This is a genomic window from Streptomyces sp. NPDC057428, from assembly GCF_042803195.1.
Classification (GTDB): Bacteria; Actinomycetota; Actinomycetes; order Streptomycetales; family Streptomycetaceae; genus Streptomyces.
The window spans coordinates 25,957-51,585 of record NZ_JBHVCT010000024.1 but is presented as its reverse complement, the minus strand read 5'-3'; the positions used below and the strand labels follow the sequence as shown (position 1 = coordinate 51,585).

Sequence of the window (25,629 nt, the reverse complement as noted above, 5' to 3'; positions counted from 1 at the left end):
GACGTTGCAACGCCGTTGCACGGACCGGCCCGGTGGGGGGCCTACCCGCGCTGTTCCGCGTCGAGCCTCCTGACCCGCGCAAGCAGGGCCGCGCGCCGCTCCGGGGGCGCCGTCGCGGCGAGGGCCTGCCAGACGGTGAGATCCTCGGCGCCCCACGCGCTGTACGCCCAGTCTGCGAGCAGGCCCGGATCGCCTCGTGCAATCAGCGCATCACGCAGTTGGTCGGCGATCCTGCGTCGCAGCCGGACAACCGCCGGCGCCTGCGAACGCGGCAGCAGGGGTCCCTCGTACGTACCGAGAGCCGCCGCCACCGCCCCCGAGTCCAGCCTGCGCGCGACGGTGTCGAAGTCGGCATCCACCGGAGCGCACAACCGGTACGGGCGCGAGCACAACAGGTCTGGTCCCAGAAGCCTTCGCAGCCGGGCGAGTTCGGCCCGCATCGTGACCGGAGGCGCGGACTCGTGCTCGTACAGCTCGATCAGCAGCTCGTCACCACCGAGTCCCACCGGGTGCAGGGCCAGCGTCACCACGATCTCGCTGTGGCGTCGGCTGAGCCGGATCCTGCGCCCGTTCAGGACGAGGAGTGCCTCGTCCCTCCCGAGCGCGGAGAGCCGCACCGACCCATCGGCGGGCTCCGGCGCGACGAGGGCGAGCTGGGACTCGGCAGCACGGGCCACAGCCTGTACGAACGCCAGGCTGTGCGGATGCGCGAGTCCGTTCCCACCCGTGATGTCGACGGCGCCGAGTGCCCGGCCGGTGCGCGGGTCGTGCAGCGGGGCGGCCGCGCACGTCCACTGCTGGACCGGCCGCAGAAAGTGCTCGGCGGCGAAAACCTGAACCGGGCGGTCGACCGCGAGAGCCGTACCGGGTGCGTTCGTCCCGGCCTCCGACTCGGCCCAGCGGGCGCCCTCGACGAAGTTCATCCGCTCCGCACGCCGGCGGGCCCGTGCGTGCCCTTCCACCCACAACAGCAGGCCGCGTGCGTCGCAGACCGCGAGGAGATGCTCGCCGTCCATCGCGTACGCTCCCATGAGTTCACGGATCATCGGCATGACGCGTGCCAGGGGATGGGCGTCCCGGTAGGGCCCGAGCTCGTCAGCGGGGATGTCGACGAGCGCCGAACCGTCCGGGCTGACGCGAGCTCGGGCGGACCGTCGCCATGACTGGCCCACCACGGAACGTACCGGTGTCTCCAACCGTCCGTCGGAGGTGAACACCTCGTGTGCGCGGCGTAGCTCACCGAGCCGGATGCCAGGGTCCGCGTCGGCGTGCAGAGCCACCCAGGGGTCCTTCAACTCGCCCTCCCGTCCGTGGCGGCGTGCCCCCATCGTCGGGGCAGCGGGCGTCCGCGACAAGAACCGGGCGCGGGGCAGTCGCAGTGAATGCGCCGTGGAACCCCGGACAGCGGTCGATGCTGCGCCGCGGGGTGACGTACCCGTTTTCCCGGTGGGCAATTCCCTGTTGTGCCGATGTACTTCCTCAGCTGGAACGTGCCTGCGGCAATGCATCCCGAAAGGATGAACCCCGGCCCGATATCCACGCGCCGGGGACAGCGATTCCTCACGCTGCTCCTGTGCAGAGGACAAGAGGTGGTACGGACCGGCGCCCCCACGTCGGCAGCGCCCGGGTGGGACGGCAGCGACAGCCGAAGCGCGTTCCGCCGGCTGCGGTGCGCCTGAGTGCCGAGGACACGCGCCGGGCCCCATGGAACGACCACGTGCGGTATTGGTTCGACAACACCCTGACCGGTGGTGTGGCCGCTCTCATCGGCTGGCTCGCCGTCGCCTGTCTGGCCGTCGTCGTGCCGGTGAGTTCCGTCCTGGTCTGGACGGATGACAGTGCCCCCCATGCGCCGGGGGCCAAGGTCGCGGCGGTGTGGCGGACGGTCGGGCAGACGCTCCGGCTGGGCGGCGAGGTCGGTTCACCCCTGCGCGTCGCACTGTCGGTCCTGTTGGCTCTGGTGGCCCTCTTCTACGTCTCCACCCTCGTCAGTCTCATCACCACGGCGATCACCGAGGAACTCGTCGCACTGCGGCTGGGCCACTCCACGGTGCTGGAGCAGGGACACACCGTGGTGCTCGGCTGGTCCGCACAGATCCATACGGTGGCGATTGAGCTGGTCGCCGCCGACAGGAGCGGGCGGCAGAGAGCGATCGCGGTGCTCGCCGACATGGACAAGACCGAGATGGAGGAGGAGCTCAGAGCCAAGGTCGGTGACACCGGGCGTACACGGATCATCTGCCGGAACGGGCGTGCCACCGACCAGGCGGCGCTCGCCCGGGTCAGCCCGGGCACGGCCGACGTCGTGCTCGTGCTTCCGCGCGACGAACCGGACGAGGACGCGGAAGTCGTGAGGACCCTCCTGGCACTCAGGGCACTGGTCGGCGACGACTGCAGCGTGCGGATCGTGGCGGTGGTCCGCGACGAGCGCTACCGGCTCGCCGCTCGCCTCGCCGCGGGCCGGAACGCGGTCGTCCTCGAGGTCGACGACATCACCTCCCGTCTGGTGTCGCAGTGCGTGCGACAGCCCGGCCTCTCACTCGTCTACCAGGAACTGCTCGACTTCGCGGGGGACGAGTTCTACGTCATCGACGCCCCGGAGGGGGCCGACCGCACCTTCGGGCAGTTACTCCTGGCCTGTCCGGCCGCCAGCGTGGTGGGTCTGGTGCGGGCGGACGGAGCAGTACGTCTGAATCCGACGCGGGACTCGGTCGTCCGCCTCGGTGACAAGCTCGTCGTCATCGCGCAGGACGCCTCCGCCGCCGCACCTGGCGGCCTTCCGGCGACCTACGACGAGTCACTGATCGTTTCACGCCCGGTCACGCCTTCACGGCCCGAGCGGCTGCTCCTGCTCGGATGGAATCGCAGGGCGCGGCGCATCGTCGATCACCTTTCCGGCCACGTGACGGCGGGCACCGTTCTCCATGTCGTGACCGAGGACACTGAGTCGGCGGGCAGCGAGGTACGGAGCGCTGCCGTCGATGCCACCGGCCTGCAAGTCACCTTCCACCGCGGGGATCCGACCCTCCCCGGGACGGTGAACGCCCTGACCCCCGCCGAGTACGACGGCGTCATCGTCCTGGGCCCCGACCACTCGGCGGGCAACGGCTCGCCGGACGACCGGGCGCTGGTCACGCTGCTGCTCCTGCGCGCCCTTGAAGGTGGTTCGGGGCGGCCGGTCTCCGTGGTCACCGAGATGACCGACGACCGCAACAGGTCGATCGCACCGGTCGGACCGGGTGCCGACTTCGTCGTCAGCGGCAAGCTGATCGGCCTCCTGATGGCCCAGATCTCCCAGAACTGGCTGCTTGCCGACGTATTCGAGAGCCTCCTCGCTCCCGGCGGCAGCGGGATCCATCTCAGACCGTCCGGCGACTACGTCCGGGAGGGAGGTCACGCCTCATTCGCCACGATCGTCGAATCGGCTTCGCGGCGCGGGGAGTGCGCCATCGGTTTCCGGACCCGCGACCGTGCGTCTGCCCAGCCGGGCCACCGGGTACAGGTCAATCCCTTCAAGACGGCTGTTCGTCGCTGGAGCGCCGATGACGATGTCATCGTGATCACCGGGCACTGACTCACCACGGCGCGGCCACAGGGGTGGGGCCGCACCATCGCCGCACCAGGGCCCGCTCGGCGGTATGGCGCTCTTCGGGACATCGACGCCGGCCTGGCTCCCGAGCGGAGCACTGCCGCTGGACGGCACCCTCGGCCCGCTCTGCTCGCCGATTCGCTGCTGACCCGCCTGGACACCACAGCAGGCGCCGCAGACGACATGGCGCTGGTCGTCATCGGTCTCTGAGCGGGGGCGTCCGCCCGCAGAGTCCGCCGTCGCCATGAGGCCGGCCTCATCCACCTGCGGGCCTGCGCCGTCCTCGTGCGACCTGCCGGATCTCGCCCGATCCTTCGGCGCCGGCCGCGCGACGCGTGCGTGGGTCCGCCCAGCGGGCCATGAGCGCGGCCGGGTCCGCGGTGAAGACGGCTCGGCCGGCGGCGATCCGGCGGTCCCGGTCGGCGCCGGGATGCGCCAGGCGGTTCAGTGAGCTGAGCAGCGCGTTCACATCGCAGGCATGTTCGGTGATGCCCGCCGCTGCCATTGCCCTGACGCCCTCGGCGCCGTGTCCGGGGATCGGCCGGTATCCGACGACAGGCACGCCCGCGGCCAGTGCCTGCACGGCCGTCTGCCCCGCCGCGTTGTCGACCAGGGCGCTCGACGCCGCCATCAGGTCGGGCAGGTCGTCGACCCAGCCCAGCGCGAGGACGCCCGGGAGCCCGGCCGCACGGGCCCGCAGCCCGTCGTCCTTGCCGCACAGCAGCACCGGCAGATGGCCCGCGCCCGCGAGCAGGCGCGCGGTGGCGGTCAGCCCCTGCCCCACCCCCCAGGCGCCGGCCGACACCAGCACCACCGGCCGGCCCGAAGCCCGCCGCTCCACTTCGCCCGCCCACCGGGAGGGCGTGGTCGTCCGGCGGGCCGCGGTGAAGGCCGCGGGGACGACCGGGCCGCACACCTCCGCCGTACGCCCGGTCGTTGCGCGGACCCGTGCCGCAGCGGCGTCCGTCAGACACAGATACAGGTCGTTCCCCGGGTGCAGCCACTGCCGGTGCACGGCGAAGTCGGTGACCACGACCGCGCTGGGCGGGCAGTCCGCACCACGGGCGGCCCGCAGCCGCCCGGTGACCTGGGCGGCCTGGTGAAAGGTCGAGACGAGGGCGTCCGGTCGCCAGCGGTCGACGACGCTGAGCAGGCGGGACTCCAGGGCTGCGGCCAACGGCCCGGTGTCCGGCGCCCAGCCCCTCCGCCCGGTCGGTGCCCCGCCCTCACGGAAGAACGCCGAGTAGACCGCTTGGTAGGCCCATGGACAGTGGCGTACGGCCGTACGGTAGACGGCTCGCAGGCCGGAACCGGCGCCGGCCGGCAGCAGGTCCAAGTAGTCCAAGTGAGCGGTTCGGTGGCCCGCCGCGCGCAGCCGTCCGCCCAGTTCGTACGCGACGGTGTCATGTCCTGCACCCATACTGGCGCCGACTACCAGAAACCTGCTCATTCCTGAATATTCCCCGCATCGCAGCTGGTGTGCCACATCCGGGCAGGGCAAGTCGTTAGCCCGAAGTGGTCACCTGCGTTTGCCGGTGGGCCGGTTCCATGAAGGATGAGTCAGAACGGTCCGGTGTCGGCGGGCTCGGAAGAGGAGCTCGCATGTCGGCGGCGACGGAGGACGGAAAGCCCATGCGCGCGAGCCCCCCACCTCGCAGTAACCCCGCGGCCGGCGAGGCGGTGCTAAGGGCCGGGCAGCCTGCCCGCGATAGACGGCATGTCGTGCTGATCACCGGTGCCTCGTCCGGGATCGGTGCAGAGGTCGCTTCACGGCTCTCGGCAGACGACAGGTGGGAACTGCTGCTCAACGGGCGGGACGAGGACCGGCTCGGAGCCGTCGCCACGCGCACCGCGGGAGTCGCGCTGCCGATGGACCTGGCCTCCCAGGAGGGCTGCCGGAGACTGGCCGAGGCGGCGCTGGCGCACAGCGGCAGAATCGACGCACTCGTCGCCGCGGCGGGGCTCGGCTGGGCGGGCTCGTACACGGACATGACACCAGACACCATCAATCGCCTGGTGAACGTCAATGTCTGCGCCGTGCTCCATCTCGTCGGCCTCGTCCTGCCGCAGATGGTGGCCCGTGGATCGGGCCGGCTCGTCCTGCTGGGATCGGTGGCAGGACGGTACGGCGTACGTGGCGAGGCGGCGTACGCGGCGACGAAGGGGGCACTGATCCCCTTCGCGGAGAGCCTGCGCTACGAACTCCAGGGCACGGGGGTCCAGCTGTGTCTGGTGCAGCCCGGCCCCGTGGCGACACCCTTCTTCGCCCGCCGTGAGGTCCCGTACACGCGTTCGTGGCCACGGCCCGTGCCTGCCGGGCGGGTCGCGGCAGCGGTCGAGGAGGCACTGGCCGGGGGGCGGGACGAGATCACGGTGCCGCGCTGGCTGGGAGCGCCGGCCCGGGTGCAGGCCATGGCACCGAACCTCTTTCGCAGGCTGGCCACTCGCTTTGGCTGAACGGACCTCCGGCCGGCCGGCCAGGGCGCGGGATCGTGACACGTGATCATCCTCGCTGTCGTGTTGGCACTGCTGGCCGCTCTCGGAAACGCCGCGGCCTCCGTCCTGCAGCGCCGTGCCGCGGCGACCGACCTGTCCACATCCGTCGGCGGCCGCCTCACCGGGCGCCTCGCCGGGCGGTTCGGCTTCGTCCGTCTCCGGGTCTGGCGCTGGGGGGCGGGGCTGCTCGCCCTCTCGGGGGCGGCGCAGGCCCTCGCCCTGGCGGCCGGCCCGCTGGCGGTGGTGCAGCCGGTGATGACGACGGAGCTGTTGTTCACGCTGGTTCTGGCCGCCGTCGTGTTCCGGTGGCCGCCCGGAGCCGGGACCTGGGCGGCTTTCCTGGCGATGGCCCTGGGTCTGGCGGTGTTCCTCCTGCTCGCCAGTCCCGGCGGCGGCATGGAAACCGTGCCGCCGAAGCGGTGGCTGGTCAGCGCCGTGCCCGCCCTCCTGGTGTCGATCGTGCTGATCGTCGTGGGAAGGAGGCTGCGGGGCTCCGCGCGGGCGGCGGTGCTGGGCTCCGTGACGGCCATCGGCTTCTCATTCACCGCGGCATTGATCAAGGACGCGCTGGGCCTGGTGCCCGACGGGCCGGGGGACCTGTTCACCGCCTGGCAGCTGTACACGGCAGCAGCCGTCGGCTTGGCCTCCTTCCTGATGCTCCAGGCAACCCTGCGGGCCGGATCCCTAGCCGCTTCACAGCCCGCGCTCACACTCGGCGACTCGCTGCTGAGCGTCATTCTGGGCGTATCGCTGTTCGGCGAGAGCATCGCCCTCGGCTGGCGGGTGCTCCCGGAACTGGCTTCGCTCGGGCTCGTCGCTTTCGCGTGCGTACGTCTGAGCAGATCACCATTGGTCTCAGGGAAGGAGTCACAGCGATGGTGAGACGTGGTGCCACAGGAAGGGCGGGCCGTGCGTCCGGCGTGGCCGCGTGCGCGCTGGGCCTTGTCGCCGCCTGGCACATCGGACCTGCCGCCACCTGGCTGCCCCCCGTGCGCAGGAAGCTCAGTCCCAGGCTGGACGGCCGAGGCCGTCCCGACCATGTGGCGCTGACCTTCGACGACGGACCCGATCCGGCCAGCACCCCGCACTTCCTGCGCGTCCTCGCCGACCACGACGTTCGGGCGACCTTCTTCCTCGTCGGCGAATCCCTGGAGCGCCATCCCGCCCTCGGCCGGGCTCTGGTGACAGAGGGGCATGAGGTCGCGGTGCACGGATGGAACCACGACCGTCCGTGGTTCCCGGCGCCTCTGCGCGACGCACAGGAGGTCGCCCGAACGGCCGATGCGGTCCGGCGTATCTGCGGGACGGACCCGCAGTGGTACCGGCCGCCGTACGGGATCCTCAGTGGCGGCCGGCTGGCCGCCGCCCGCCGAGCGGGGCTGCGACCGGTGCTGTGGTCGACGTGGGGCCGCGACTGGACGGCTGACGCCGATGCCCGGTCGGTGGAGGCCTCGGTCCTCGCTGACCTGGCCGGCGGTGGCACCGTACTGCTGCACGACGCGGACGGGTGGAGCGCGCCGGGTGCGTGGCGAGCCACGCTGGGCGCGCTCCCCGGCCTGCTGGCAGAGTGCCGTCGACTCGGTCTGAACGCGGGCCCGCTGGGCGAGCACGGTATCGGGCACGCGCACGCGCCGCAGGTGCGGGCATGACCGAGGCCCACCGAGTACGTCTCCGGCGCCCTCGGAGACCCGACGGGGCACAGTCACCGCAGACGCCGGGGGTACGGGGACGGCACATGGAGCCGTCAACCGCCGGTGCGCCCTCGCAGAGCGTGGAAGACCTGGACGACTACGGGGCTGTCAGGATCAGGCGCTCGGACTCCATCAGCCTTCAGGCGGCTGTTGCCCACCGCCTTGAGCGGGTTTAACGTGACAAGGGCGATCTATCGCTCCTGGGCGCCATGAGGCCCGTTCCCCGCGGGAGATGTAACGGGGCCGGACCTCCTCCCGGGCCCGCCGACGGCCGGTGACGGCCGTACGGGCTCTTGTCCACCTCAGCCGTGATCCGCGACGACTTCGCCTCCACCGGAGGTAAGGAGAAGCGATATGGGCAGGCTGGTCTCCGTCAACGTGGGAATGCCCGCAGACGTGCCGTGGCGCGGCCGGACCGTGCACACCGGTGTCTACAAGGAACCTGTCAGCGGTCCGCGTATGGTGCGCCGTCTCAACATCGAGGGCGACGGACAGGGCGATCTCGGCGGGCACGGGGGTGAAGAACGCGCCGTACTGGTCTATCAGGTCGACTCCTACCGCTTCTGGAGAAGGGAGTTGGGGCGTGACGATCTGGCTGCCGGTGGGTTCGGCGAGAACCTCACCGTCGAGGGCCTGTCCGACGACCAGGTGTGCGTCGGGGACAGGTATCGCATCGGCGAAGCGCTCTTCGAGGTCACCCAGCCCCGCGTCACGTGTTACCGGGTGGGACTGCGCGTGGGTGAGCCCGCGATGGCCGCGCTGCTGGTCGCCCACCGGCGGCCCGGCTTCTACATGCGGGTCCTGCGGGAGGGCGAGATCGCGGCCGGTCAGGAGATCGTCAAGGTGGCCTCGGGCCCGGAGCGGATGACCATCGAGGAGATCGACGGGGTGCTCTACCTGCCGGGCCACACACCCGAGCAGGTCGAGCGTGCGCTGCGCATCCCCGCCCTCAGCCCCGGCTGGAAGGGATCGATGCGGGCACTGCTGGAGGCGGCGGACGGCGAGGGGCCGGAGGGCTCCACAGGCGCTGCGGGGCTGAGCGAGGCGGCAGCGTCCCCCGCACCCGGATGGCCGGGCTTTCGCCCCCTGACGGTGACGGCGGTTCGGGCGGAGAGCCGTACGGTCCGTTCGCTGTACCTGTCGGCACCGGACGGGGCGGGACTGCCTGCTGCGGCGCCCGGGCAGTTCCTGACGGTGAGACTCACGCCCGAGGGCACCGGCGTTCCGCTGATAAGGAGTTACTCGCTTTCCGGCGAACCCGGCGCCGAGGCGTACCGCATCAGTGTAAAGCGCGAACCGCACGGCTCGGCCAGTGCCCACCTCCACGACAAGGTGCGGGTCGGAGACACCATCGACGTAGCGGCACCCCGCGGCAGCTTCCGGCTCGTGCCGGGGAGTACTCCGGTGGTCCTGATGTCCGCCGGAGTGGGGGTCACACCCGTGCTGGCGATGCTGCACGCCCTCGCACGCGAACAGTCACAGCGGCCCGTCTGGTGGCTCCATGGTGCCCACGACAGCACGGAGCATCCGTTCGCCGCCGAGGCCCGCCGTCTGCTCCAAGGCATTCCCGACGCACATGCGAAGGTCTTCTACAGCGAGCCATCCGGCGCGGACCGGGCCGGGAAGGACTACGACGAGGCCGGAAGGCTGTCCGCCGAGCGGATTCGCGGCCTGGCACTCCCCGAATCCGCCGACGTGTACATCTGCGGACCGGTCGCCTTCATGAGTGAAGCCTCGAAAGCACTGGGCGAGGCGGGAATCGACCCGAGCAGCGTCCACACGGAGACGTTCGGGTCCGGCGCCGCCCTGACACCCGGCGTGACGCAGCCCGGAGCCGGCCCTGCGCCGCATCAGCCGGAGGGCATGCCGCAGGACGGAACACCCGTCTCCTTCGCGCGCAGCGGGCTGAGCGTCCGGTGGGGGAAGGACCACGGGTCGCTCCTGGAACTGGCCGAGGCGTGCGACGTCCCCGTCAGATGGTCGTGCCGTACGGGCGTCTGCCACACGTGCGAACTCGGCTTGCTCGCCGGGGCTGTCGCCTACGAACCCGAACCGGTCGAGTCGCCTGCGCAGGGCAACGTGCTCATCTGCTGCTCCACGCCGTCCGAGCCTGTGGTCCTCGACCTGTGAGGCGGGCCCCGGGCCCGGGGCCCGCCCGGCGTGGCACGGCAGCCGCGGCCGCGGTACGAGGAAACCTGTGGGCGGCCGTTGCCCCGGCCCCTGTCACCGCCGGTGCGACACTGGCAGAGTGACGGACATCGAACGGCGGATGGCCGGGCGCCTGGAACAAACCATCCTTGATCTGCTGGACCGGCGCGGGCCGACCGCGTCGATCTGCCCTTCCGACGCCGCGCGGGCGGCGTACGAAGGGGATGACGACGGCTGGCGCGCGCTCATGGAGCCGGCGCGAGCGGCAGCCCGGAGACTGGTCACAGCCGGTGGGGTGGAAATCACCCAGGCCGGACGCCCCGTTGAGCCGGCCGAGGCCCAGGGGCCGGTCCGCATCGGACGTGTCCACTGACGCACCAAGACGATCCCGCCTTGCCGAACGGGTCGGATGCGTCCCCATGGATCCAGTGAAATACTGACATCTCGGGATCTCGAAAGACGCGGAGGGCTCGGGCGACATGGAATCACGAACGGACGAGCAGTTCGCTGTCGAGGAAGTCAGCCCGGCCTACTGGAGGGTGACCTTCTCCAACGGCGAGATCAACCTGATGGACCCCGACACGGTGGAACAACTGGCCGAGCTGATCACGCGTATCGAGCAGGACCCCGATCTCTCGGTCGTCGTGTTCAGAAGTGCCAACCCGGACTTCTTCATGGCGCACTGGGACATGCTGGCGGACCGTTCGCGCGTGGCCGCCATGAAGCCGGGCGCTTCAGGTCTGCACCCGTACGCCGACAACATGTACCGGCTCGGCAGGGTGCCGTCCGTCACCATCAGCGAGATCAACGGCCGGGCCCGCGGTGCCGGCAGCGAGTTCGTCCTGTCGACCGACATACGTTTCGCCGGGCCGGGCGCCGTCCTCGGACACTTCGAGGTGGGTGTCGGATCCGTCCCCGGCGGGAACCCCACCGGGCGGCTGCCCCGTCTGGTGGGCCGGGCGCGAGCCCTGGAGATCCTGCTGGGATCCGACGACTTCCCGGCCGACCTCGCGGCGGCCTACGGGTACGTCAACCGCGTCGTTCCGGGCCCGGAGCTGGAGCAGTTCGTCGACACCTTCGCCCGCCGCATCGCCAGTTTCGACAAGGTGGCGCTGCGCAGGACCAAGGAACTGGTCGACGCCGGCACCCAGCCTCCCGTCGAGGAGTTCGGCGCGGCGCTGGCGGCGTTCTTCGGAACCTCCGGCAGGCCCGAGAACTCCCACCGGGTGAAGCGGCTCCTCGAGGGGGGTCTGCAGCGGGCGGACGGCGTGGAGCGTGACCTCGGCCGGCAGGTGGCAGACCTCTCGTGACTGCGCCTCACGGGAGGAACGGCGGCAGGGCGCCTCGGCGTCACGCCCCGCCGCCGTCACCGGCCCGTGAGCGCAGCCGGCCCCCGTCGCCACCGCCTCCCGCGGTGGCGACGGAGTCTGGGGAACGTCAGCCGGGCAGGTTCCACTTCTGGTTGGCGCCTGAGTGGCACGTCCAGAGGTGGAGCTTGGTGCCGTCCGTCGAGGAGGTCCCCGACGCGTCCATGCACTTGCCCGACTGAGGGTTCTTCAGGGTGCTGTCGGCCTGGGGCACCCACTTCTGGGCTCCGGTGTTGTTGCACCCGTAGAGCTGGATCTTGGTGCCGTCGGCAGTGCCGGCGCCGCTGATGTCCAGGCACTTGCCGAGTGCGCGGAGCGTGTCGTCCGTGCCCACCGTCCACTTCTGGGCCGCCGACTGGTTGCACGTCCACAGCTGGATCTGCGTGCCGTCGGCACTGGATCCGTTCGCGACGTCCACGCACTTCGCGCCGATTCCCGTGATGGCGCCCTCCCTCGGTCCTGTCGTGCCGCCGAGTTCCTTGATGCGCACATTGCGGAAGGAGACGTCGTCGTCGGCGCCGTGGTTCTGCAGGCCGATGTGTCCCTGCTGGAGGCTGCGGGCGGGATCGGTGTTGGTGAAGTCGTTGATCTTCCGCCCGTTGAGGAAGAGCTGGAGGCGTTCGCCCTCCACCCGGATCTCGTAGGTGTTCCACTCTCCCGGTGGGTTCAGGGCCGCGTCGCGTGCGGGCAGATCGGCCGACTTGAAGCCGTAGACGGATCCAGTGGTGCGGTCCGGGGTGTCCGTCGCGTCGATCTGGATCTCGTATCCGTTGTCGACGGCCGACCAGGGGTCGTCGGAGGCGGGGAAGCCCACGAGGACACCGGAGTTGTCGTCACCGGCCTGGCGCCAGTCGAGTTTCAGGGAGTAGGCCTTGTACTCCTTGGCCTGGTACCAGAGCATGCCGAGGCCGCCGCGGGAGGTGAGCGTGGCGTCGGCCTCGCCGAAGGACCCCGGTCCGGCCTGTTTCCAACCGCTGGTGCCGGAGCCGCCGTACAGGGTGGTGTAGCCCGTCTCGGGGCGGCAGTCGGCTTCCGTCAGACGTGCGGCCCAGCGGACACCACCGAGCAGATGGCGGCGGAAGGCCGGATCGGCGTACGAGTCCTCGGTGTGACCGCCGCCGGTGTAGAAGGCGCGGCCGCCCTGATAGTCCTTGCACCAGGCGATCGGGTGGTCACCGCCCATGCCTCCGCCGCTGTACGTGGACTCGTCGAGCGAGGCGAGGACGTGCGCCGTGGTGCGCGGGTTGGTGCGGTAGTCGTACCACTCGTCGGTCCGCTGCCAGGTCCTGCCGAGGTGGGCGGTGGCGTCGTGCGCCCGGTCCTCCACCGTGACCGTGGCCGGCTGGATCTGCGGATGTGCCCGGAAGAGGGCGCCCGCCAGGCCGCCGTACCAGGTCCAGTCGTACTCGGTGTCGGCCGCCGCGTGGATGCCGACGTAGCCGCCGCCGGCCTGGATGTAGCTCTCGAAGGCGGTCTGCTGAGAGGCGTTGAGCACGTCGCCGGTGGTGGAGAGGAAGACTACGGCCTCGTAGCCGGCCAGGTTGGCGGGGGTGAAAGCGGCCGCGTCCTCGGTCGCGGTCACGGTGAAGTTGTTGGCGTTGCCCAGTTCGCGCAGGGCGGCGACGCCCTCGTCGATGGAGGAGTGGCGGAAGCCGGCGGTCTTGGAGAAGACCAGCACGTCGTACGCCGGGTCGGCCGCGGCGGCCACCGTCGAGGGCGGTGCCTGTCGCGCGTTCGTGCCGGCGGCGGCGGTGGCCGCCGCAGGCAGCATGGCGGTGCTCAGTAAGGCGCAGGTGCCCCAGGAGGCGAGGCGCCGGAGTCGTCGGCTCATGGCAGGATCCACTTCTGGTTGACGGCGGCGGTGCAGGTCCACAGGTGGAGCTTCGTACCGTCCGCGGAGGCGGCTCCCGCAGCGTCCAGGCACTTACCCGTCGCGGGGTTCTTCAGGGTGCCGTCGGACTGCGGCGCCCATTTCTGGGCTCCGGTGTTGTTGCACCCGTAGAGCTGGATCTTCGTGCCGTCGGCCGTCCCGGCGCCGCTGATGTCCAGGCACTTCCCGAGTGCGCGCAGCGTGCTGTCCGCGGCGACGGTCCAGGTCTGCGCGGCGGAGCTGTTGCAGCCGTACAGCTGGATCTGTGTGCCGTCGGCACTGGCTCCCGCCGCGACGTCGACGCACTTGCCGGCGATGCCGGTGATCGCGCCTGTCCGCGCGGCCGTCCCGCCGGTGGTGAAGGTGAAGTCGTCGACATCGAAGAGGGAGCCGCTGCCTCCCTTGAAGACGAGGTGGAGAGTCGTGGTGCCGGCGGGACGGTTGGTGAGGTCCAAGGACACGTTCTGGAAGGATTCCCAGCCTCCGGTGACGGGTACCGGCACCGATCCGAGCAGGGTGCCCGTGGGCGAGCCCGCCCGTACCTCCAACGTCCCTCCCACGCCGCCGGAAGCGATGCGGGCGGTCATCCTTGTGGCGTCGGCCAGCAGGTACGGCTTGAACGAGATCCAGTCGCCGTTCTCTATGTGGCCGACAGCCTTGCCTCCGTGCGCCGCCGTCTTGTCGACGATCTGGACCCCGGCGGAGTCCCCGAAGTGCTCGGCCTGGCGCTGGCTTCCCTGGCTGAGGTTCTGGTCGTGCGTGGTGAGGGCGGGCTGGCCGTTCGCACCCTTGTCCGTGTACTCGGCGTCCCAGACACCGAAGATGTTGGCGTTGGGGTCGTGTTCACCGTCGGCGATGGTCTGCACGGTGCCTGAGCACCCGGTGGCGGAGGTCTGCGGGTGCCCGTGGCTGTCGTGTCCGATGATGAAGGTGACCTTGACCTTGGAGCAGTCGATCGCGCCGTCCTCGGGGTCGGTCACGGTGACCCTGAAGGGAACGGCCGCGCCCGGGTCGATGATTGAACCGTCGGTGGGCAGTTCCAGAGTGACCGTGGGCGCGGTGTTGCCGACGGTGATGATCACCGAGGCGGTCGCGGTGTTGCCCGTGCCGTCCGAGACCGTCAGCTCGGCCGTGTAGCGGCCGTTCGCGGTGTACGTGTGCGCGGGCTGTGCGGCGTTCGAGGTAGTGCCGTCGCCGAACTTCCAGGCGTAGGTGAGCGGGTCACCGTCCGGGTCGGAGCTGCCGGCGGAAGAGAACTTCACGGCGAGCGGGGCACTGCCGGAGGTCCGGTCGGCGGTGGCCTTGGCGAGCGGGGCGCGCCCTCCGGTGACGTACTCGATGCGGTAGACCGCGCTGTTCGCGTCCCCGTTGAAGTAACCGGTGCCGTAGTCGAGCACGTAGAGAGCGCCGTCAGGCCCGAATGCCGAGTCCATGACCTGGGTGCCCTGCCACGGGAAGGCGTTGATCGACTGGACGGTCCCGTCGGAGCCCTGTTCGATCCGCTTGATCCACCTGCGGCCGAACTCGCCGGCGAAGAAGTCGCCGTCGTAGCTCTGGGGGAACTTGACCGTCGACGTCGACGCCGGATCGTAGCGGTAGACGGGACCGCCCATGGGCGACTCGGAACCACTGCCGAACTCGGGTACCGAGCCGCCGTCGTAGGGGATCCAGGCGGCCTGGGCCGGAGGGAGGTCGGTCAGGCCGGTGTTGTTCGGCGAGGTGTTCCTGGGTGCGGCGCAGGAGAAGGCCGAGCCCGACGTCGAGGTGGCGAAATCGTAGTCGACGTAGGCGTTGTTGTTGCCTGTGCAGTAGGGCCAGCCGTAGTTGCCCGCCTTGGTGATCCGGTTGAACTCGACCTGTCCGGCCGGCCCGCGGCCCGCGTTCGCGGTACCCGCGTCGGGGCCGTAGTCACCGAGGTAGACGATGCCGGTGGGCTTGTCGACCGACATCCGGAACGGGTTGCGGAAGCCCATCGCGTAGATCTCGGGCCTGGTCTTCGCGGTTCCCGGCGCGAACAGGTTGCCCGACGGGATGGAGTAGCCGCCCGCGGCGTTGACCTTGATGCGCAGCACCTTGCCGCGGAGGTCGTTCGTGTTGCCCGCCGAACGCTGGGCGTCGTAGGCGGGGTTGCGGTTCGCCCGCTCATCGATCGGGGTGTATCCGTCGGACGCGAAGGGATTGCTGTCGTCGCCCGTGGAGAGGTACAGGTTGCCCTGGGCGTCGAAGTCGATGTCACCCCCGACGTGGCAGCACAGACCGCGGCTGGCGGGGACGTCGATGACCTTCGTCTCCGAAGCGATGTCCAGGGTGCCGTCGGTCCTGAGGACGAAGCGCGAGAGGCGGTTGACACCGTTGAACGGCGCGAAGTCGGCTGCCGAGCCGTTCGCGGGGGCGTCTCCCGTGGGGGTCGTGAGTTTGGGTGCGTAGTAGAGGTAGACGAAGCGGTTCCCGGCGAAGCCCGGGTCCACGCCGACCCCCTGGAGTCCTTCCTCGTCGTGGGAGTAGACGTCGAGTTGACCGGTGACCTTGGTGGTCCCCGCGGCGTCCGTGAGCCGCAGGGTGCCGTCCCGCGAGGTGTGCAGGACGGATCTGTCGGGCAGGACGGCGAGCGTCATGGGCTCACCGGTCTCAGCCACTCCCTTGGCCAGGGTGACCTGCTGGAACTCGTCCGCCGCGGCCGGTGCGGCCTCGGCGGGTCTCTGCTGAGCAGTGAGGGCGCCCGCGGCGGCGAGCAGGGTGCAGGCGAGCGCCGCGAGAGGCCGGGTGATTCTCCTGTGCACGCGTTACCTCCGTGTGGTGACGGGGCGGGGGTGAAGCACAGGCGCGCGCCGTCGCGCCAGCAAGCCGGGTGCCCAGGGGGAGGGGAGGGCACCCGGCGTTGTTGTCCGGTTCAGGTCAGGAAGGTAATGGCTTTTGCACCGGCCAGAAACCCCTTTGACGCACCGGACCGCAACTTCTTCTAGTCGGGAGACAAAGCGGCCCGCCGAGAATCCGGCGGGGAGGCATGTGCGGGCCCCGCGCGGAGGCGGCACGGAGTGCGTCCGGCCCGCGCGCAGGACCGCGCCCTTCGGTGCGGTCCGGGTGAGGGGTGGTCGGGGACCCCGGGCCCGCCGTATGTCCGACGTCGCCTCAGATGGCTGCCGTGAAGCGGCCTTACATTCGCATCGGGAACACGCCATGGGCGCTCAGCCGCACGATCGACGCCGAGGTACGGCACCTGACGACGCCGATGCTCAACGGCGGCAAGATCGCCGCCGCCGAGCATTACTACGTGCACGCTGCACTGGAGAGGCTGAGGCCCGGCACGACGTACTACTACGGCGTGGGTCACGACGGGTTCGACCCCGCCGACGCCCGTAACCTCGGCACGCTCGGCACCTTCACCACCGCGCCCGCCCGCGCCGAGTCGTTCACCTTCACGGCCTTCGGCGACCAGGGCGTCAGCTACCACACGCACGGCAACGACCAGCTGATCCTGGGCCAGAACCCCGCCTTCCACCTGCACGCGGGCGACATCTGCTACGCCGACCCGTCCGGCTCCGGCCAGAGCACCGACACCTACGACGCCCGCACCTGGGACCAGTTCCTGGCGCAGACCGAGACCGTGTCCATGACCGTGCCGTGGATGGTGACCACCGGCAACCACGGCACGGGGGCCTGGTACTCACCCAACGGCTACGGCGGCCAGAACGCCCGCTGGACGCTGCCCGACAACGGCCCGGCCCCCGTGCACCAGCCCGGCGCCTACTTCTTCACGCACGGCAACGTCGGCGTGATCGCGCTCGACACCAACGACGTGCCGTACGAGATCCCGGCCAACAGCGGGCCGGTGCGGCCGTACGGGCGCACCGGCGTTCTCCTGCAGCTTTCGTACCAGAGCCGCGGGGGAGACACCCCGTCCTCATGCGGCGGACCGAAGGACCTCCGCCCGTTGCCGCTGAACCCGGCGGGCGGAGAGTCGACCGCGAGCCGCACGGGCACCCGCGATGCACCACAGCCCGGCCCGTACCCTGCAACGATGCCCCAGACCTCGGACACACCCGGCCCGTCCGAACCACTGACCACCGACGCGGTCACACGCATCGTGCTGCGCCCCGTCGCGAGCCCTCTTCCCCTGGGCTTCTTCGCCCTCGGCATCGGCAGTGTGGTCCTGTCCTCGCTCCAGCTCGGGTGGGTGCCGACCGGGCAGAGCGAGATGCTGCTGCTCCTGGTCCTCATCTTCGTCGTCCCCCTCCAGTTCGTCGCCGGACTCTTCGTGCTCCTCGCCCGCGACGCGGGTGCCGGCACCGCACTGCTCCTACTCGCAGCCGCCTGGGCCGGAACGAGCGTGACCTCCCTCGATTCCCCGCCCGGCCGGCCCGTGGTGGCACAAGCCGTCTTCCTGCTGGCGCTCGTGCCGTTCGTCCTCGCCCTCGCGGGTGCGGCGGTGCCGTCGAAGCCGCTGTTCGCCGTGCTCCTCACCCTCACCGCGCTGCGCTTCGGCCTGACGGGCCTCTACGAAGCGGGCACGGGGAACGCGCTGCAGGTCGCGGCGGGCTGGACCGGCGTCGTCATCGGTGTCTACGCGCTGTACGGCGGGCTGGCCCTCCTCGTGGAGGACGGCAAGCAGCGCACCGTACTGCCGCTCTTCCGGCGTGGGGCCGCCCGCAGGTCCATCGAGGGCGACCTGCGTGAACAGCTCACTCCCGCGCAGCAGGAAGCCGGAGTCCGCCACCAGTTGTGAGGTGCGGTCCGGATCTGCGGCGAAGCCCGGACACCGGATGCCGGCCGCCGCCGTCCGGCGGCGGCCGTGACGGAGCGCAACCCTGCTCCGGTCACGGTTTCCTCTCCTACCGGAAGTTTTACGGCCATGAGGTTCGATATGCACTTCTCGTCGTATACAGACTCCTGACCTCCGGTGGTTCTCCGGTGGTCATCTCGCGTACGCCCTGTTCGAGGAGCTTTTGACGAACGTCATTGCATCTTGAACCACCTACCCGAGAAGGACCCCACATGTCCCACACTGGTGACACCGAGTCACACGAGCCGAGCGGGCACAACAGGCGCGGCTTCCTGCGCAACGCGGCTCTGGCCGGTGCGGGCGCGGCCGCCGCGAGCGTCGGCGTGACCACGTTCGGCGCGACGCCCGCGTCCGCCGCGGACGCTTCCCGACACGGCCGGTCCGCCACGTGGAGCCCTGACCCGGCCTCGCTCCAGTTCACCCTCGCGGTCATGCCGGACACCCAGTTCCTCTACTGGGGCAGCCAGGACAGCGTCAACAGAACGCCGCAGGAGGAGTCCTTCCGCTACATCATCGAGAACAGCGGTTCCGGCGGCGACAACATCGTCTTCATGGCGCATCTCGGTGACCTCACCCAGGACGCCGATCCTTCGTCGTTCGAGCAGGTCGACAAGGCGTTCGGGCTGCTGGACGCGCACGGCGCGGCGTACAGCGTGCTGGCCGGCAACCACGACGTCACCGGCGACGACAGCCGCGGCGACACGCCCTACCTGCGCACCATGGGTCCGCAGCGCTTCAAGCGGGCGAAGACGTTCGCCGGGGCGGACCGGACCGGCTACAACACCGCGCACGTCTTCGAGGCGGCCGGTCGTTCGTGGCTCCTCCTCGCCCTGGACTGGCGGACCACCGACCAGGGCTTCGCGTGGGCCAACGACGTCATCAAGGCACACCCGAAGATGCCGGTGATCCTCACTTCGCACGACATCGTCGCCTCGCCCTACGATGACAACGTTTTCCCGTACGAGTCCGGCGACCCGGAGAACAACGCCGTCCTCTCCGGGTACGGGCAGACCGTCTGGGACAAGCTGATCGCCGACAACGACCAGATCTTCCTGACCCTCAACGGTCACTACTGGCCGCCCGGCCGCACGACCAGGAAGAACGACGCCGGCAACGACGTCGACATGCACATCACGAACTACCAGAACCGCTACTTCGGCGGTGGCGGCATGATCCGGCTGTACCACTTCGACCTGGCCCGGAACACGATCGACGTCGAGACGATCAACCCCTGGATCCTGGCCCAGGACCCCAAGTCCCGAAACGACCTTGCCGCCGAGCACGCCAGGATCACGGGTCCGGTCGACAACTTCTCGATCCCGATCGACTTCGAGCAGCGCTTCTCCGGCTTCATCCCGATTCCGGTCCGTCCCGCGCGCCCGGCCCACAGGGAACTGGTGAAGGGCACCCTGGCGTACTGGCGCTTCGACGGACAGGGCGCACCCGGCGCTCCGCTCACGGCCGGCCAGAAGGTCCCAGACCTGTCGGGCAAGGGCAACGACCTGACCGTGGTGACCGTGCCGGGCACGCCCGACGGCTCGCTGTCCTGGTCCGCCGACCACCACCCCGACCAGCCCGGCCACGCCAGCCTGAAGTTCGTCGGCGGCAGGAACCCGGTCAACGGTTCGTACCTGACCACCGGAGCGAAGGCGCCCCTGAACACCGAGACGTTCAAGGGCGGATACACGATCGAGACCTTCGTCAGGATGCCGCTGGACTGGGACGGGGGCAGGAACGGCAACGCCTCGATACTCAGCCGCCGAGGTGCGGCCGGAGACGCCGGTAAGCACGGCCGGAACACGGACCCGAAGGAGCCCCTGGCCCAGCTCGCCATCACGAACAACGGCCGCGAGGCGCAGTTCAACCACTACCCGACGAACGACACCTACCCCACGACCAACTGGGGCCACGGCATGCCGGAACTCAAGTGGTTCCACCTGGCAGTCGTCAACGACGGCCGCCACACCAAGCTGTACGTCGACGGCGCTCCGGTACTCGACAACCCGAGCCGGGTGTCGGCGGGCCTGACCTCGCTCGGGCTGCCCTGGCTGGTGGGCGGCCACGAGTACGCGGGCGCGATCGACGTCGTCTTCCACGGCAACGTCGGCGACATCCGCATCGTGGGGCGGGCGCTGTCCCACCGCGAGTTCCTGACCGCCGAGTAGCGTCATTCATCCCCGCCCGTCGTGCTTCCGCCCGGCGTCGGTCCGGGGACGGATGGGCCGGTCCAGGAGGATCGGCCCATCCGTCGTTCTCCGTCCTGATCCGCTACGGAGCAGCACCTGCCGGAGCGAGGGTCAGGTCATGGAGACGTCAGAACGATTCCTCGCCCTGCCCCAGTCCGAGGCCGGTGGTCCAGGACGTGAACGACACACCCGCCTGATAGACGTCGGTGTCACCCGGTGCGTAGAAGTACGTGCTCCGGCTGCTGGCGTCGGGCATGGACAGCTTCAAGGCGTTGACCTTGACGGCGTGTTCGGGCGAGTCGGGGATGTTGTAGATCGCCGTGGTGTGCAGCGGCGAGTCGGGCCTGAGCACGAGGGTGCCGCCCCGGCCGTTCACGCTGACCGGGGCGGACTTGCCGTCGTCGGCCTTCCTGACGGTGATCAGCGGGGTGTCCGTGAGAGTGCAGACCACGCCGTCGTGGGCGAGCAGGGTCAGGTCGAATCTGCGCTTGCTGAGACCGGCCGTGTAGCCGCCGAAGTAGAACGAGACGTCGTCGATGGTGCACGGACGGGGCGTCGCCGGCTTGACCGGCGCCTGGCTCGCGGCGGGCGTGCCCGTCGTAGCACGGTCACCGATGGTGGCGCTCGCCACCGCCGTACCACTCAGCAGCAGGGCGGCGACCGCCGTCGCGACAGCCGCGGCACGGGAATTGAGACGCATGAGGTACCTCCACGAACAGTAGGAATGCAGACGACCGACGCCTGCGGTCAGAACGCGCCGAGCCCGTGCGGAACGCCCAGACCGGTCGGTCCGTCCCAGCCCGGGCCGGCGTTGCACAGCGCGGAGCTGATCCCGGGGTACGAGGCACACTGGTGGTAGACCTCGTTGTTGCCGCTCGTGACGTCCGTGAAGGCGGTCTTCGGCGCGCGATAGAGGCTCGCGGGCCCGTCGACTGCAGAGAGGTGGCCGACGCGGGTGAAGAGTCCGGCCACGTAGGGCGCCGACGCGCTGGTGCCTCCGGCGACGACCCAGTTGTTGGGCTGGTCGCTCAGGGGCGCGTAGGTGTCGTACACGGCGACACCGGTGGCGGGGTCCGCGTCCGCGGAGATGTCGGAGGCCGCTCGGTGGCCTTTGCAGGCGGCGGCTACCGAGGACGGCTGGCCCTTGGCGGCGGGGAATGCCTGCTCGCATCCGCTGCCCGCGGCGTACCAGGCGGATGCCTTCTCCCCGGCGGCGGGCAGGGAGACGCCGCCCACGCTGATCACGGAAGGCAGGGCGGACGGCCAGAGCTGGTGGACGCCGCTGTTGAAGCCCCCGTCGCCGGTCGACGCGGTGATGGCCACACCCTTGTGGTCGAGTGCGGTACGACGGAAGCCGTGCGTGTTCTGGACATCAGCGCTGAAGCCGTAGCTGATGCTGACGGCCGACGCGCCCGCCTTCACCGCTGTGTTCACCGCCTGTGCGAAGTCGGCCGTGGACACGTCGTTGTCGTCCTGGGCGTCCTGCCAGGGTACGGAGATCTCGAGGAGGCGGCAGGAGGGGCAGGCGGCGGAAGCCATGTCGAGGTCGAGCGCCGTCTCGAGGGCGGCTCCCTCCTCCATGAGCCGGCCCTGGTCACCGGTCTGCGGGGCCGGCCGCTTGCCACCGTCGTAGTTCATCAGTGAGAGGCAGCCGGAGGCGATGGTGCACGCCGGCAGGCCGAACGTCTTGCGGTAGACGGCGAGGTCCTTCTCCAGCGTCGGATAGACACCTGCGTCGATGATGGCGATGGTCCCGCTGCCGCGCGAGGCGGCGGGCAGCCCGTAGGCCGCCTGCAGTTCGGCCGGACCGTAGCCGGCAGGTGCCGGGGACCGCAGCGGGGTGTCGCCCTTGGCGTCCTGGGTGACGACCTCGGCGTGACACGTGGGGCAGACCGGTCGCGAGCCGTGGTGTTCGAGCAGTGTCCCCTCCCTCACCTGCTGGTGCAGACGGGCGACGCCCTCACCCGAATTCGCCTCCCCGGTCAGTCGTGTGACGGGCAGTGGGGGAATGACGGCGGCATCCGCGGTGGGTGCCGCCGAAGACGGCGCGGTGTTCGCCGTGAGCGCGGAACACACCAGCCCGGTGACCGCCGCCGCCGTGAACGCCCACCGGCGTGTCCCTGTCGCCGATCCTGCCCATATCCGTATTCGTCGCCTCACGCGCCCTCACTTCAATCGGTGGGTTCGGGGCTCGTCGCCTCTCGGCATGACAAACCCCTGACACCCTTTCAACGAAGCTACGGGCGCCTTGAGTTGTGTGTTTGGGATCACACCGCCGAGAGATCGCTCCGGACCCACGCACGCAGTCATCTCCGGGGGCTGTCCCTGTTCCACGGATGCCGCATTGCGGATCCACACGTCACGTGCCAGGTGACTCTTCCTGTCGCGAGGCGACGTGAAGATGCCCTGTCGAGGACCGCACGTCCTCGGTAGGGCATCACATCGGGCCGAGCGCGGGCGTCCTACCGAGGCGTCACCGACAACGACCGCAGCCTGGCGTACCCGCTGCGCCACCCCGAGACGTCGAACGCCACATAGCGGGCGGTCGCGCGGGTCGTCAGGTCACGCACTGCGGTGACACCTCTCAGGGCGCCGCCCGGGACGTAGATGACGCCGTCGTCACTGAACTCGATCGCGGTGCTCGGAACCCGGGCCAGCCACCGCGGCTCGTGTGGTCGGCTTCGGGGAACCGGGCAAGGTCCGTCCAGGTCTCCCCGTCGTCGACCCTTGCACTCGGTACGCGGTCGCGGCAGCTGATTCCCAAGCCAGGGTCAGGCGGTCGAATTCCGTGATGCTGCCGAGGTCCACGCTCAACCAGTTGTGCTGACGGGTCCGTTCGCCGACGGCCACGGCCCCGCGAGTGCCCGCGTCACCATCCAGGACCCGCTCCGCGCCGTAGCCCGTCGCTGCCGACGAGGCGGTGGCCGCGCGGCCGCGCGCGAGGTCGGCGCCGCCCTCCCACTCGGTGACGCTGAAGGTGTAGAGGGAGTATCCGTACTGCGGGTGACCGGATACTCCCTGCCTGCGGACGTGACGGCAGGAACTCCCCGGGAGTGGTCGTGGGCAGGCTGTCACCTGATGTTCGGCCCGAGCCTCCTGGCGCTGGCCCGGCGCTGAATCCCGCACCTGGGCAGGTGCTCATCCCGGGACGAGTGCGTCCCACTGCTCCCTGGTCGGGCCGTCGTGCTTCGGCGTGAAGTCGGGGTGGGCGGCCAGCCAGGCGCTGAGGTGCCGGTCGATCTCGTCGGTGCCGTAGGCGTTCTGGGCTGTTCGCAGAAGGTGGCGCACCTGGGCGCGCGCCCTCATCACGACGGGATCGTCGAAGGCGCAGACGGCCAGGGCCGCAGCTCGCCGGTCCGAGGACGACGTACTCTCGGCGAGGCGCTGCCCGTTGGTGCGGTCGGCCGTCACCTGCGCGTCGAACCACGGGCGGAGGGCCCGTGTCGTCCAGGAGTGGTAGCCGGTGGAGTCCACGGCGATCTGCTCGACATGGGTGGCGAGGTGCTGGGCGGCGAGCAGGCCGAGGGCCACGCCGTGGCCGAAGGTGGGGTTGGTGTGGATGAGACTGTCCCCGGCGTTGATCAGACCGGTGACCACAGGACCGTCACCGTCGGCGAGAGATGTCCAGCGATTGTCCAGGCCGGCCATCGCCAGGACGGCCGACTGCGGTTCGGGGCCCAGGTCGAGCCAGGCCGCGGTTGCGGGGAAGCGGCGGGCCACGGCCTCGAAGACGGCGGGGTCGGTGAGCGCGCCACGGGCCGGATCACCTGTGGACAGAACCAGGCTCACCGCGAAGGTGTCGTTGTCGGACGGGAAGACGCCGGCGAGCGCGAACGGTGCGGCCGAGCCGGTCTTCACCCGTCCGGGGTCGCGCGGGCCGGTGGCACGCAGTCGGTACCAGCGGCACACATAGGCGATCCCGGTGCGGTGGCTGTCGACCACGGGCGGCCGGCAGCCGGCCGCGATCAGCCAGGCGGGTACGGGCGAGCGGCGACCGGACGTGTCGACGACGAGGTCTGCCCGGTGCGCTTCCGCGCCCACCCGCAGGCCGGTGACCCGGGCAGGGCTGCCCTCCTCGACGGTGAGGGCGTGTACCCGGCTGCCTCGCCGTACCTCGACGGTGCGTTCCCGCCGCACGGCCGTGCTCAAGGCGGCCTCCAGCACGATGCGCCGGGTTCGCAGGGTCACCAGGTCCTCGTCGCCGTGCCTGTGCGGCGGATGCTCGTCGAACCAGTCGAACTCGTGGTACTCCCGGGCGCCGCGCGCCAGCATGTCCGCATAGACATCGGGGGCCTCGGTGAGCAACACCGTGCGAACCGGGGCGAGGAGCGAATGAGGCTGGGCGGCCTGTGGGGTCCGGGGCCTGCGCCACTGAAAGAAGTCCTGGTCCAGATCCTCCCCGGCCTGGCGCGCCTCCTGCTCGAACACCGTGACCGGGTGGCCCCGACGGCCAAGCATGAGTGCTGTCGCCAGCCCGCTGATACCCCCACCGATCACCGCAACCCGCGCCACCGTGCTCCCCTTCGCGTCGTGTTGCGCAGCGAGCCTACTGCCTGACGATCTTCGGCCGGGAACCACCCCCGTCGGCGTCTGCTCCGACCGGGACGTCGTGGGTCGGATGGTCCGCGGCTCGACTGGCGCGCGCGGCTTGCCGGTCTTGGTGTCGACACCACGAGTACGGTACGGACGGTCTGGGACGGGGTCCTCGCACGACGCAACGGCCGCGATGCCCCGGTGCCGGCCCGTGGCACGCCAGACAGGGTGGGATGTCTGAGCGTGACTCCTCCACCCGCTGCGCGGTCGATTGCGCCTTGAGCGGTCCAGCCACAGCATGGAGGTGGAACCGTGACGGACGGGGGCGGTCACCGACAGGCCGCACGAGAGGTGGAGCCGGCCCCGACCCGTTCGGCGCGATACAGGAGGGAAACGAGGTGCAGAGTCGAAACCCCCTACGCCGGGGAGCAGCGCTCGTGGCCGGTGCTGCGCTGCTGATCCTGGGCATCGCGCTGCTCGTACTGCCCGGCCCGGGGCTGCTGCTCATTCTCGCAGGCCTGCTGGTCCTCGCTGATCAGTTCCCCGCCGTGGCCCGCTACGTCGACCCGGTGCGCGAGCGCGCCATGCGAGCGGCCAAGGAGAGTGTCGCCTCACCGCTTCGGATCGCCGGTTCCGCTCTCACAGCGGCGGTTCTGCTGGCGGCGGGTCTGGTCTGGGGCCTGATGCCTGAATTGCCCTTCGGTGGCTGGCCCACCGGCGCGGGGCTGATTCTCTCGGGTCTCATCCTCGTGGCCCTGCTGGTCTACAGCTATCGCACGACTCGTACCGACCGCTGATGCTCCCAGCCCGGCTCTGCCGTCACCCGGACGTGCGCCGCCGGTCGGTCTAAGCGGCTCCGGGACCCAGGTGCCGGGCGTTCCGGTGGGAACCGGATCTCCCGATCATTCGCGGGAGTGCACCGGGACCTGTGGTTGCGGCCTGTCTGACGGACACTCCTGTCCGAGCAGT

General features: G+C 70.3%; 18 protein-coding genes. 10 read left to right on the top strand and 8 right to left on the bottom strand.

Annotated features, from left to right (window positions below):
* Positions 1-41 precede the first annotated feature (41 nt).
* On the bottom strand, positions 42-1,295 hold the full coding sequence (locus ACFU5K_RS12645) for a GAF domain-containing protein (protein WP_384059813.1): 1,254 nt from the start codon (positions 1,293-1,295) through the stop codon (positions 42-44).
* 422 nt (positions 1,296-1,717) lie between these two features.
* Between ACFU5K_RS12645 and ACFU5K_RS12640 the strand changes: the two genes are divergently transcribed.
* Positions 1,718-3,574, top strand: coding sequence for an NAD-binding lipoprotein (locus ACFU5K_RS12640; RefSeq protein ID WP_384059811.1), 1,857 nt, complete (start codon positions 1,718-1,720; stop codon positions 3,572-3,574).
* A gap of 271 nt (positions 3,575-3,845) precedes the next feature.
* Here the strand turns inward: ACFU5K_RS12640 and ACFU5K_RS12635 are convergent, their stop codons facing one another.
* On the bottom strand, positions 3,846-5,039 hold the full coding sequence (locus tag ACFU5K_RS12635) for a galactosyldiacylglycerol synthase (protein ID WP_384059809.1): 1,194 nt from the start codon (positions 5,037-5,039) through the stop codon (positions 3,846-3,848).
* 182 nt (positions 5,040-5,221) lie between these two features.
* Here ACFU5K_RS12635 and ACFU5K_RS12630 point away from each other — a divergent pair, with 182 nt between their 5' ends.
* The 6 genes from ACFU5K_RS12630 (at position 5,222) to ACFU5K_RS12605 (ending at position 11,234) form a co-directional block, all read left to right on the top strand.
* Entirely contained in the window at positions 5,222-6,046 is an 825-nt protein-coding gene (locus ACFU5K_RS12630; protein ID WP_384059860.1) for an SDR family NAD(P)-dependent oxidoreductase, read from the top strand.
* A 42-nt stretch (positions 6,047-6,088) separates the two neighbouring features.
* The gene (locus ACFU5K_RS12625) at positions 6,089-6,967 is read left to right on the top strand and encodes a DMT family transporter (RefSeq protein WP_384059807.1); all 879 of its coding nucleotides are present in this window, start codon (positions 6,089-6,091) and stop codon (positions 6,965-6,967) included.
* On the top strand, positions 6,961-7,734 hold the full coding sequence (locus tag ACFU5K_RS12620; RefSeq protein ID WP_384059804.1) for a polysaccharide deacetylase family protein: 774 nt from the start codon (positions 6,961-6,963) through the stop codon (positions 7,732-7,734). The genes ACFU5K_RS12625 and ACFU5K_RS12620 overlap by 7 nt, the downstream gene beginning before the upstream one ends.
* Before the next feature lie 396 nt (positions 7,735-8,130).
* Complete coding sequence (locus ACFU5K_RS12615; protein WP_384059802.1) at positions 8,131-9,906, top strand: MOSC domain-containing protein; 1,776 nt, start codon at positions 8,131-8,133, stop codon at positions 9,904-9,906.
* 139 nt (positions 9,907-10,045) lie between these two features.
* Complete coding sequence (locus ACFU5K_RS12610) at positions 10,046-10,297, top strand: DUF3253 domain-containing protein (protein ID WP_384059858.1); 252 nt, start codon at positions 10,046-10,048, stop codon at positions 10,295-10,297.
* Between the two features lie 106 nt (positions 10,298-10,403).
* Positions 10,404-11,234 carry an enoyl-CoA hydratase/isomerase family protein gene (locus tag ACFU5K_RS12605; protein ID WP_384059800.1) on the top strand — a complete coding sequence of 277 codons (831 nt, stop codon included), beginning with the start codon at positions 10,404-10,406 and terminating at the stop codon, positions 11,232-11,234.
* A gap of 127 nt (positions 11,235-11,361) precedes the next feature.
* Here ACFU5K_RS12605 and ACFU5K_RS12600 read toward each other — a convergent pair whose 3' ends face one another.
* Together ACFU5K_RS12600 and ACFU5K_RS12595 are read right to left on the bottom strand one after the other, a co-directional pair.
* On the bottom strand, positions 11,362-13,122 hold the full coding sequence (locus ACFU5K_RS12600; RefSeq protein WP_384059797.1) for a ThuA domain-containing protein: 1,761 nt from the start codon (positions 13,120-13,122) through the stop codon (positions 11,362-11,364).
* Complete coding sequence (locus ACFU5K_RS12595) at positions 13,119-15,941, bottom strand: PQQ-dependent sugar dehydrogenase (RefSeq protein ID WP_384059794.1); 2,823 nt, start codon at positions 15,939-15,941, stop codon at positions 13,119-13,121. The genes ACFU5K_RS12600 and ACFU5K_RS12595 overlap by 4 nt, the downstream gene beginning before the upstream one ends.
* A gap of 353 nt (positions 15,942-16,294) precedes the next feature.
* Between ACFU5K_RS12595 and ACFU5K_RS12590 the strand changes: the two genes are divergently transcribed.
* The gene (locus ACFU5K_RS12590) at positions 16,295-17,884 is read left to right on the top strand and encodes a GPR1/FUN34/YaaH family transporter (protein WP_384059792.1); all 1,590 of its coding nucleotides are present in this window, start codon (positions 16,295-16,297) and stop codon (positions 17,882-17,884) included.
* 269 nt (positions 17,885-18,153) lie between these two features.
* Positions 18,154-20,106 (top strand): LamG-like jellyroll fold domain-containing protein, encoded by a 1,953-nt coding sequence (locus ACFU5K_RS12585; protein ID WP_384059790.1) that lies wholly within the window; start codon positions 18,154-18,156, stop codon positions 20,104-20,106.
* A gap of 148 nt (positions 20,107-20,254) precedes the next feature.
* Here ACFU5K_RS12585 and ACFU5K_RS12580 read toward each other — a convergent pair whose 3' ends face one another.
* From ACFU5K_RS12580 to ACFU5K_RS12565, 4 genes are all read right to left on the bottom strand, one after another.
* Positions 20,255-20,827 (bottom strand): hypothetical protein, encoded by a 573-nt coding sequence (locus tag ACFU5K_RS12580; protein ID WP_384059787.1) that lies wholly within the window; start codon positions 20,825-20,827, stop codon positions 20,255-20,257.
* 47 nt (positions 20,828-20,874) lie between these two features.
* Positions 20,875-22,287 carry a S8 family serine peptidase gene (locus ACFU5K_RS12575; RefSeq protein WP_384059785.1) on the bottom strand — a complete coding sequence of 471 codons (1,413 nt, stop codon included), beginning with the start codon at positions 22,285-22,287 and terminating at the stop codon, positions 20,875-20,877.
* A 459-nt stretch (positions 22,288-22,746) separates the two neighbouring features.
* On the bottom strand, positions 22,747-23,202 hold the full coding sequence (locus tag ACFU5K_RS12570; protein WP_384059856.1) for a discoidin domain-containing protein: 456 nt from the start codon (positions 23,200-23,202) through the stop codon (positions 22,747-22,749).
* Between the two features lie 63 nt (positions 23,203-23,265).
* Positions 23,266-24,639, bottom strand: coding sequence for an FAD-dependent oxidoreductase (locus tag ACFU5K_RS12565; RefSeq protein WP_384059782.1), 1,374 nt, complete (start codon positions 24,637-24,639; stop codon positions 23,266-23,268).
* A 458-nt stretch (positions 24,640-25,097) separates the two neighbouring features.
* Here ACFU5K_RS12565 and ACFU5K_RS12560 point away from each other — a divergent pair, with 458 nt between their 5' ends.
* On the top strand, positions 25,098-25,457 hold the full coding sequence (locus ACFU5K_RS12560; RefSeq protein ID WP_384059779.1) for a PGPGW domain-containing protein: 360 nt from the start codon (positions 25,098-25,100) through the stop codon (positions 25,455-25,457).
* Positions 25,458-25,629 lie beyond the last annotated feature (172 nt).

Coding starts and splice junctions, on each gene's coding strand:
- ACFU5K_RS12600 (WP_384059797.1), bottom strand. CDS start 13,122: ATGAGCCGACGACTCCGGCGCCTCGCCTCCTGGGGCACCTGCGCCTTA.
- ACFU5K_RS12615 (WP_384059802.1), top strand. CDS start 8,131: ATGGGCAGGCTGGTCTCCGTCAACGTGGGAATGCCCGCAGACGTGCCG.
- ACFU5K_RS12635 (WP_384059809.1), bottom strand. CDS start 5,039: ATGAGCAGGTTTCTGGTAGTCGGCGCCAGTATGGGTGCAGGACATGAC.
- ACFU5K_RS12605 (WP_384059800.1), top strand. CDS start 10,404: ATGGAATCACGAACGGACGAGCAGTTCGCTGTCGAGGAAGTCAGCCCG.
- ACFU5K_RS12610 (WP_384059858.1), top strand. CDS start 10,046: ATGGCCGGGCGCCTGGAACAAACCATCCTTGATCTGCTGGACCGGCGC.
- ACFU5K_RS12585 (WP_384059790.1), top strand. CDS start 18,154: ATGTCCCACACTGGTGACACCGAGTCACACGAGCCGAGCGGGCACAAC.
- ACFU5K_RS12580 (WP_384059787.1), bottom strand. CDS start 20,827: ATGCGTCTCAATTCCCGTGCCGCGGCTGTCGCGACGGCGGTCGCCGCC.
- ACFU5K_RS12630 (WP_384059860.1), top strand. CDS start 5,222: ATGCGCGCGAGCCCCCCACCTCGCAGTAACCCCGCGGCCGGCGAGGCG.
- ACFU5K_RS12590 (WP_384059792.1), top strand. CDS start 16,295: ATGGCTGCCGTGAAGCGGCCTTACATTCGCATCGGGAACACGCCATGG.
- ACFU5K_RS12620 (WP_384059804.1), top strand. CDS start 6,961: ATGGTGAGACGTGGTGCCACAGGAAGGGCGGGCCGTGCGTCCGGCGTG.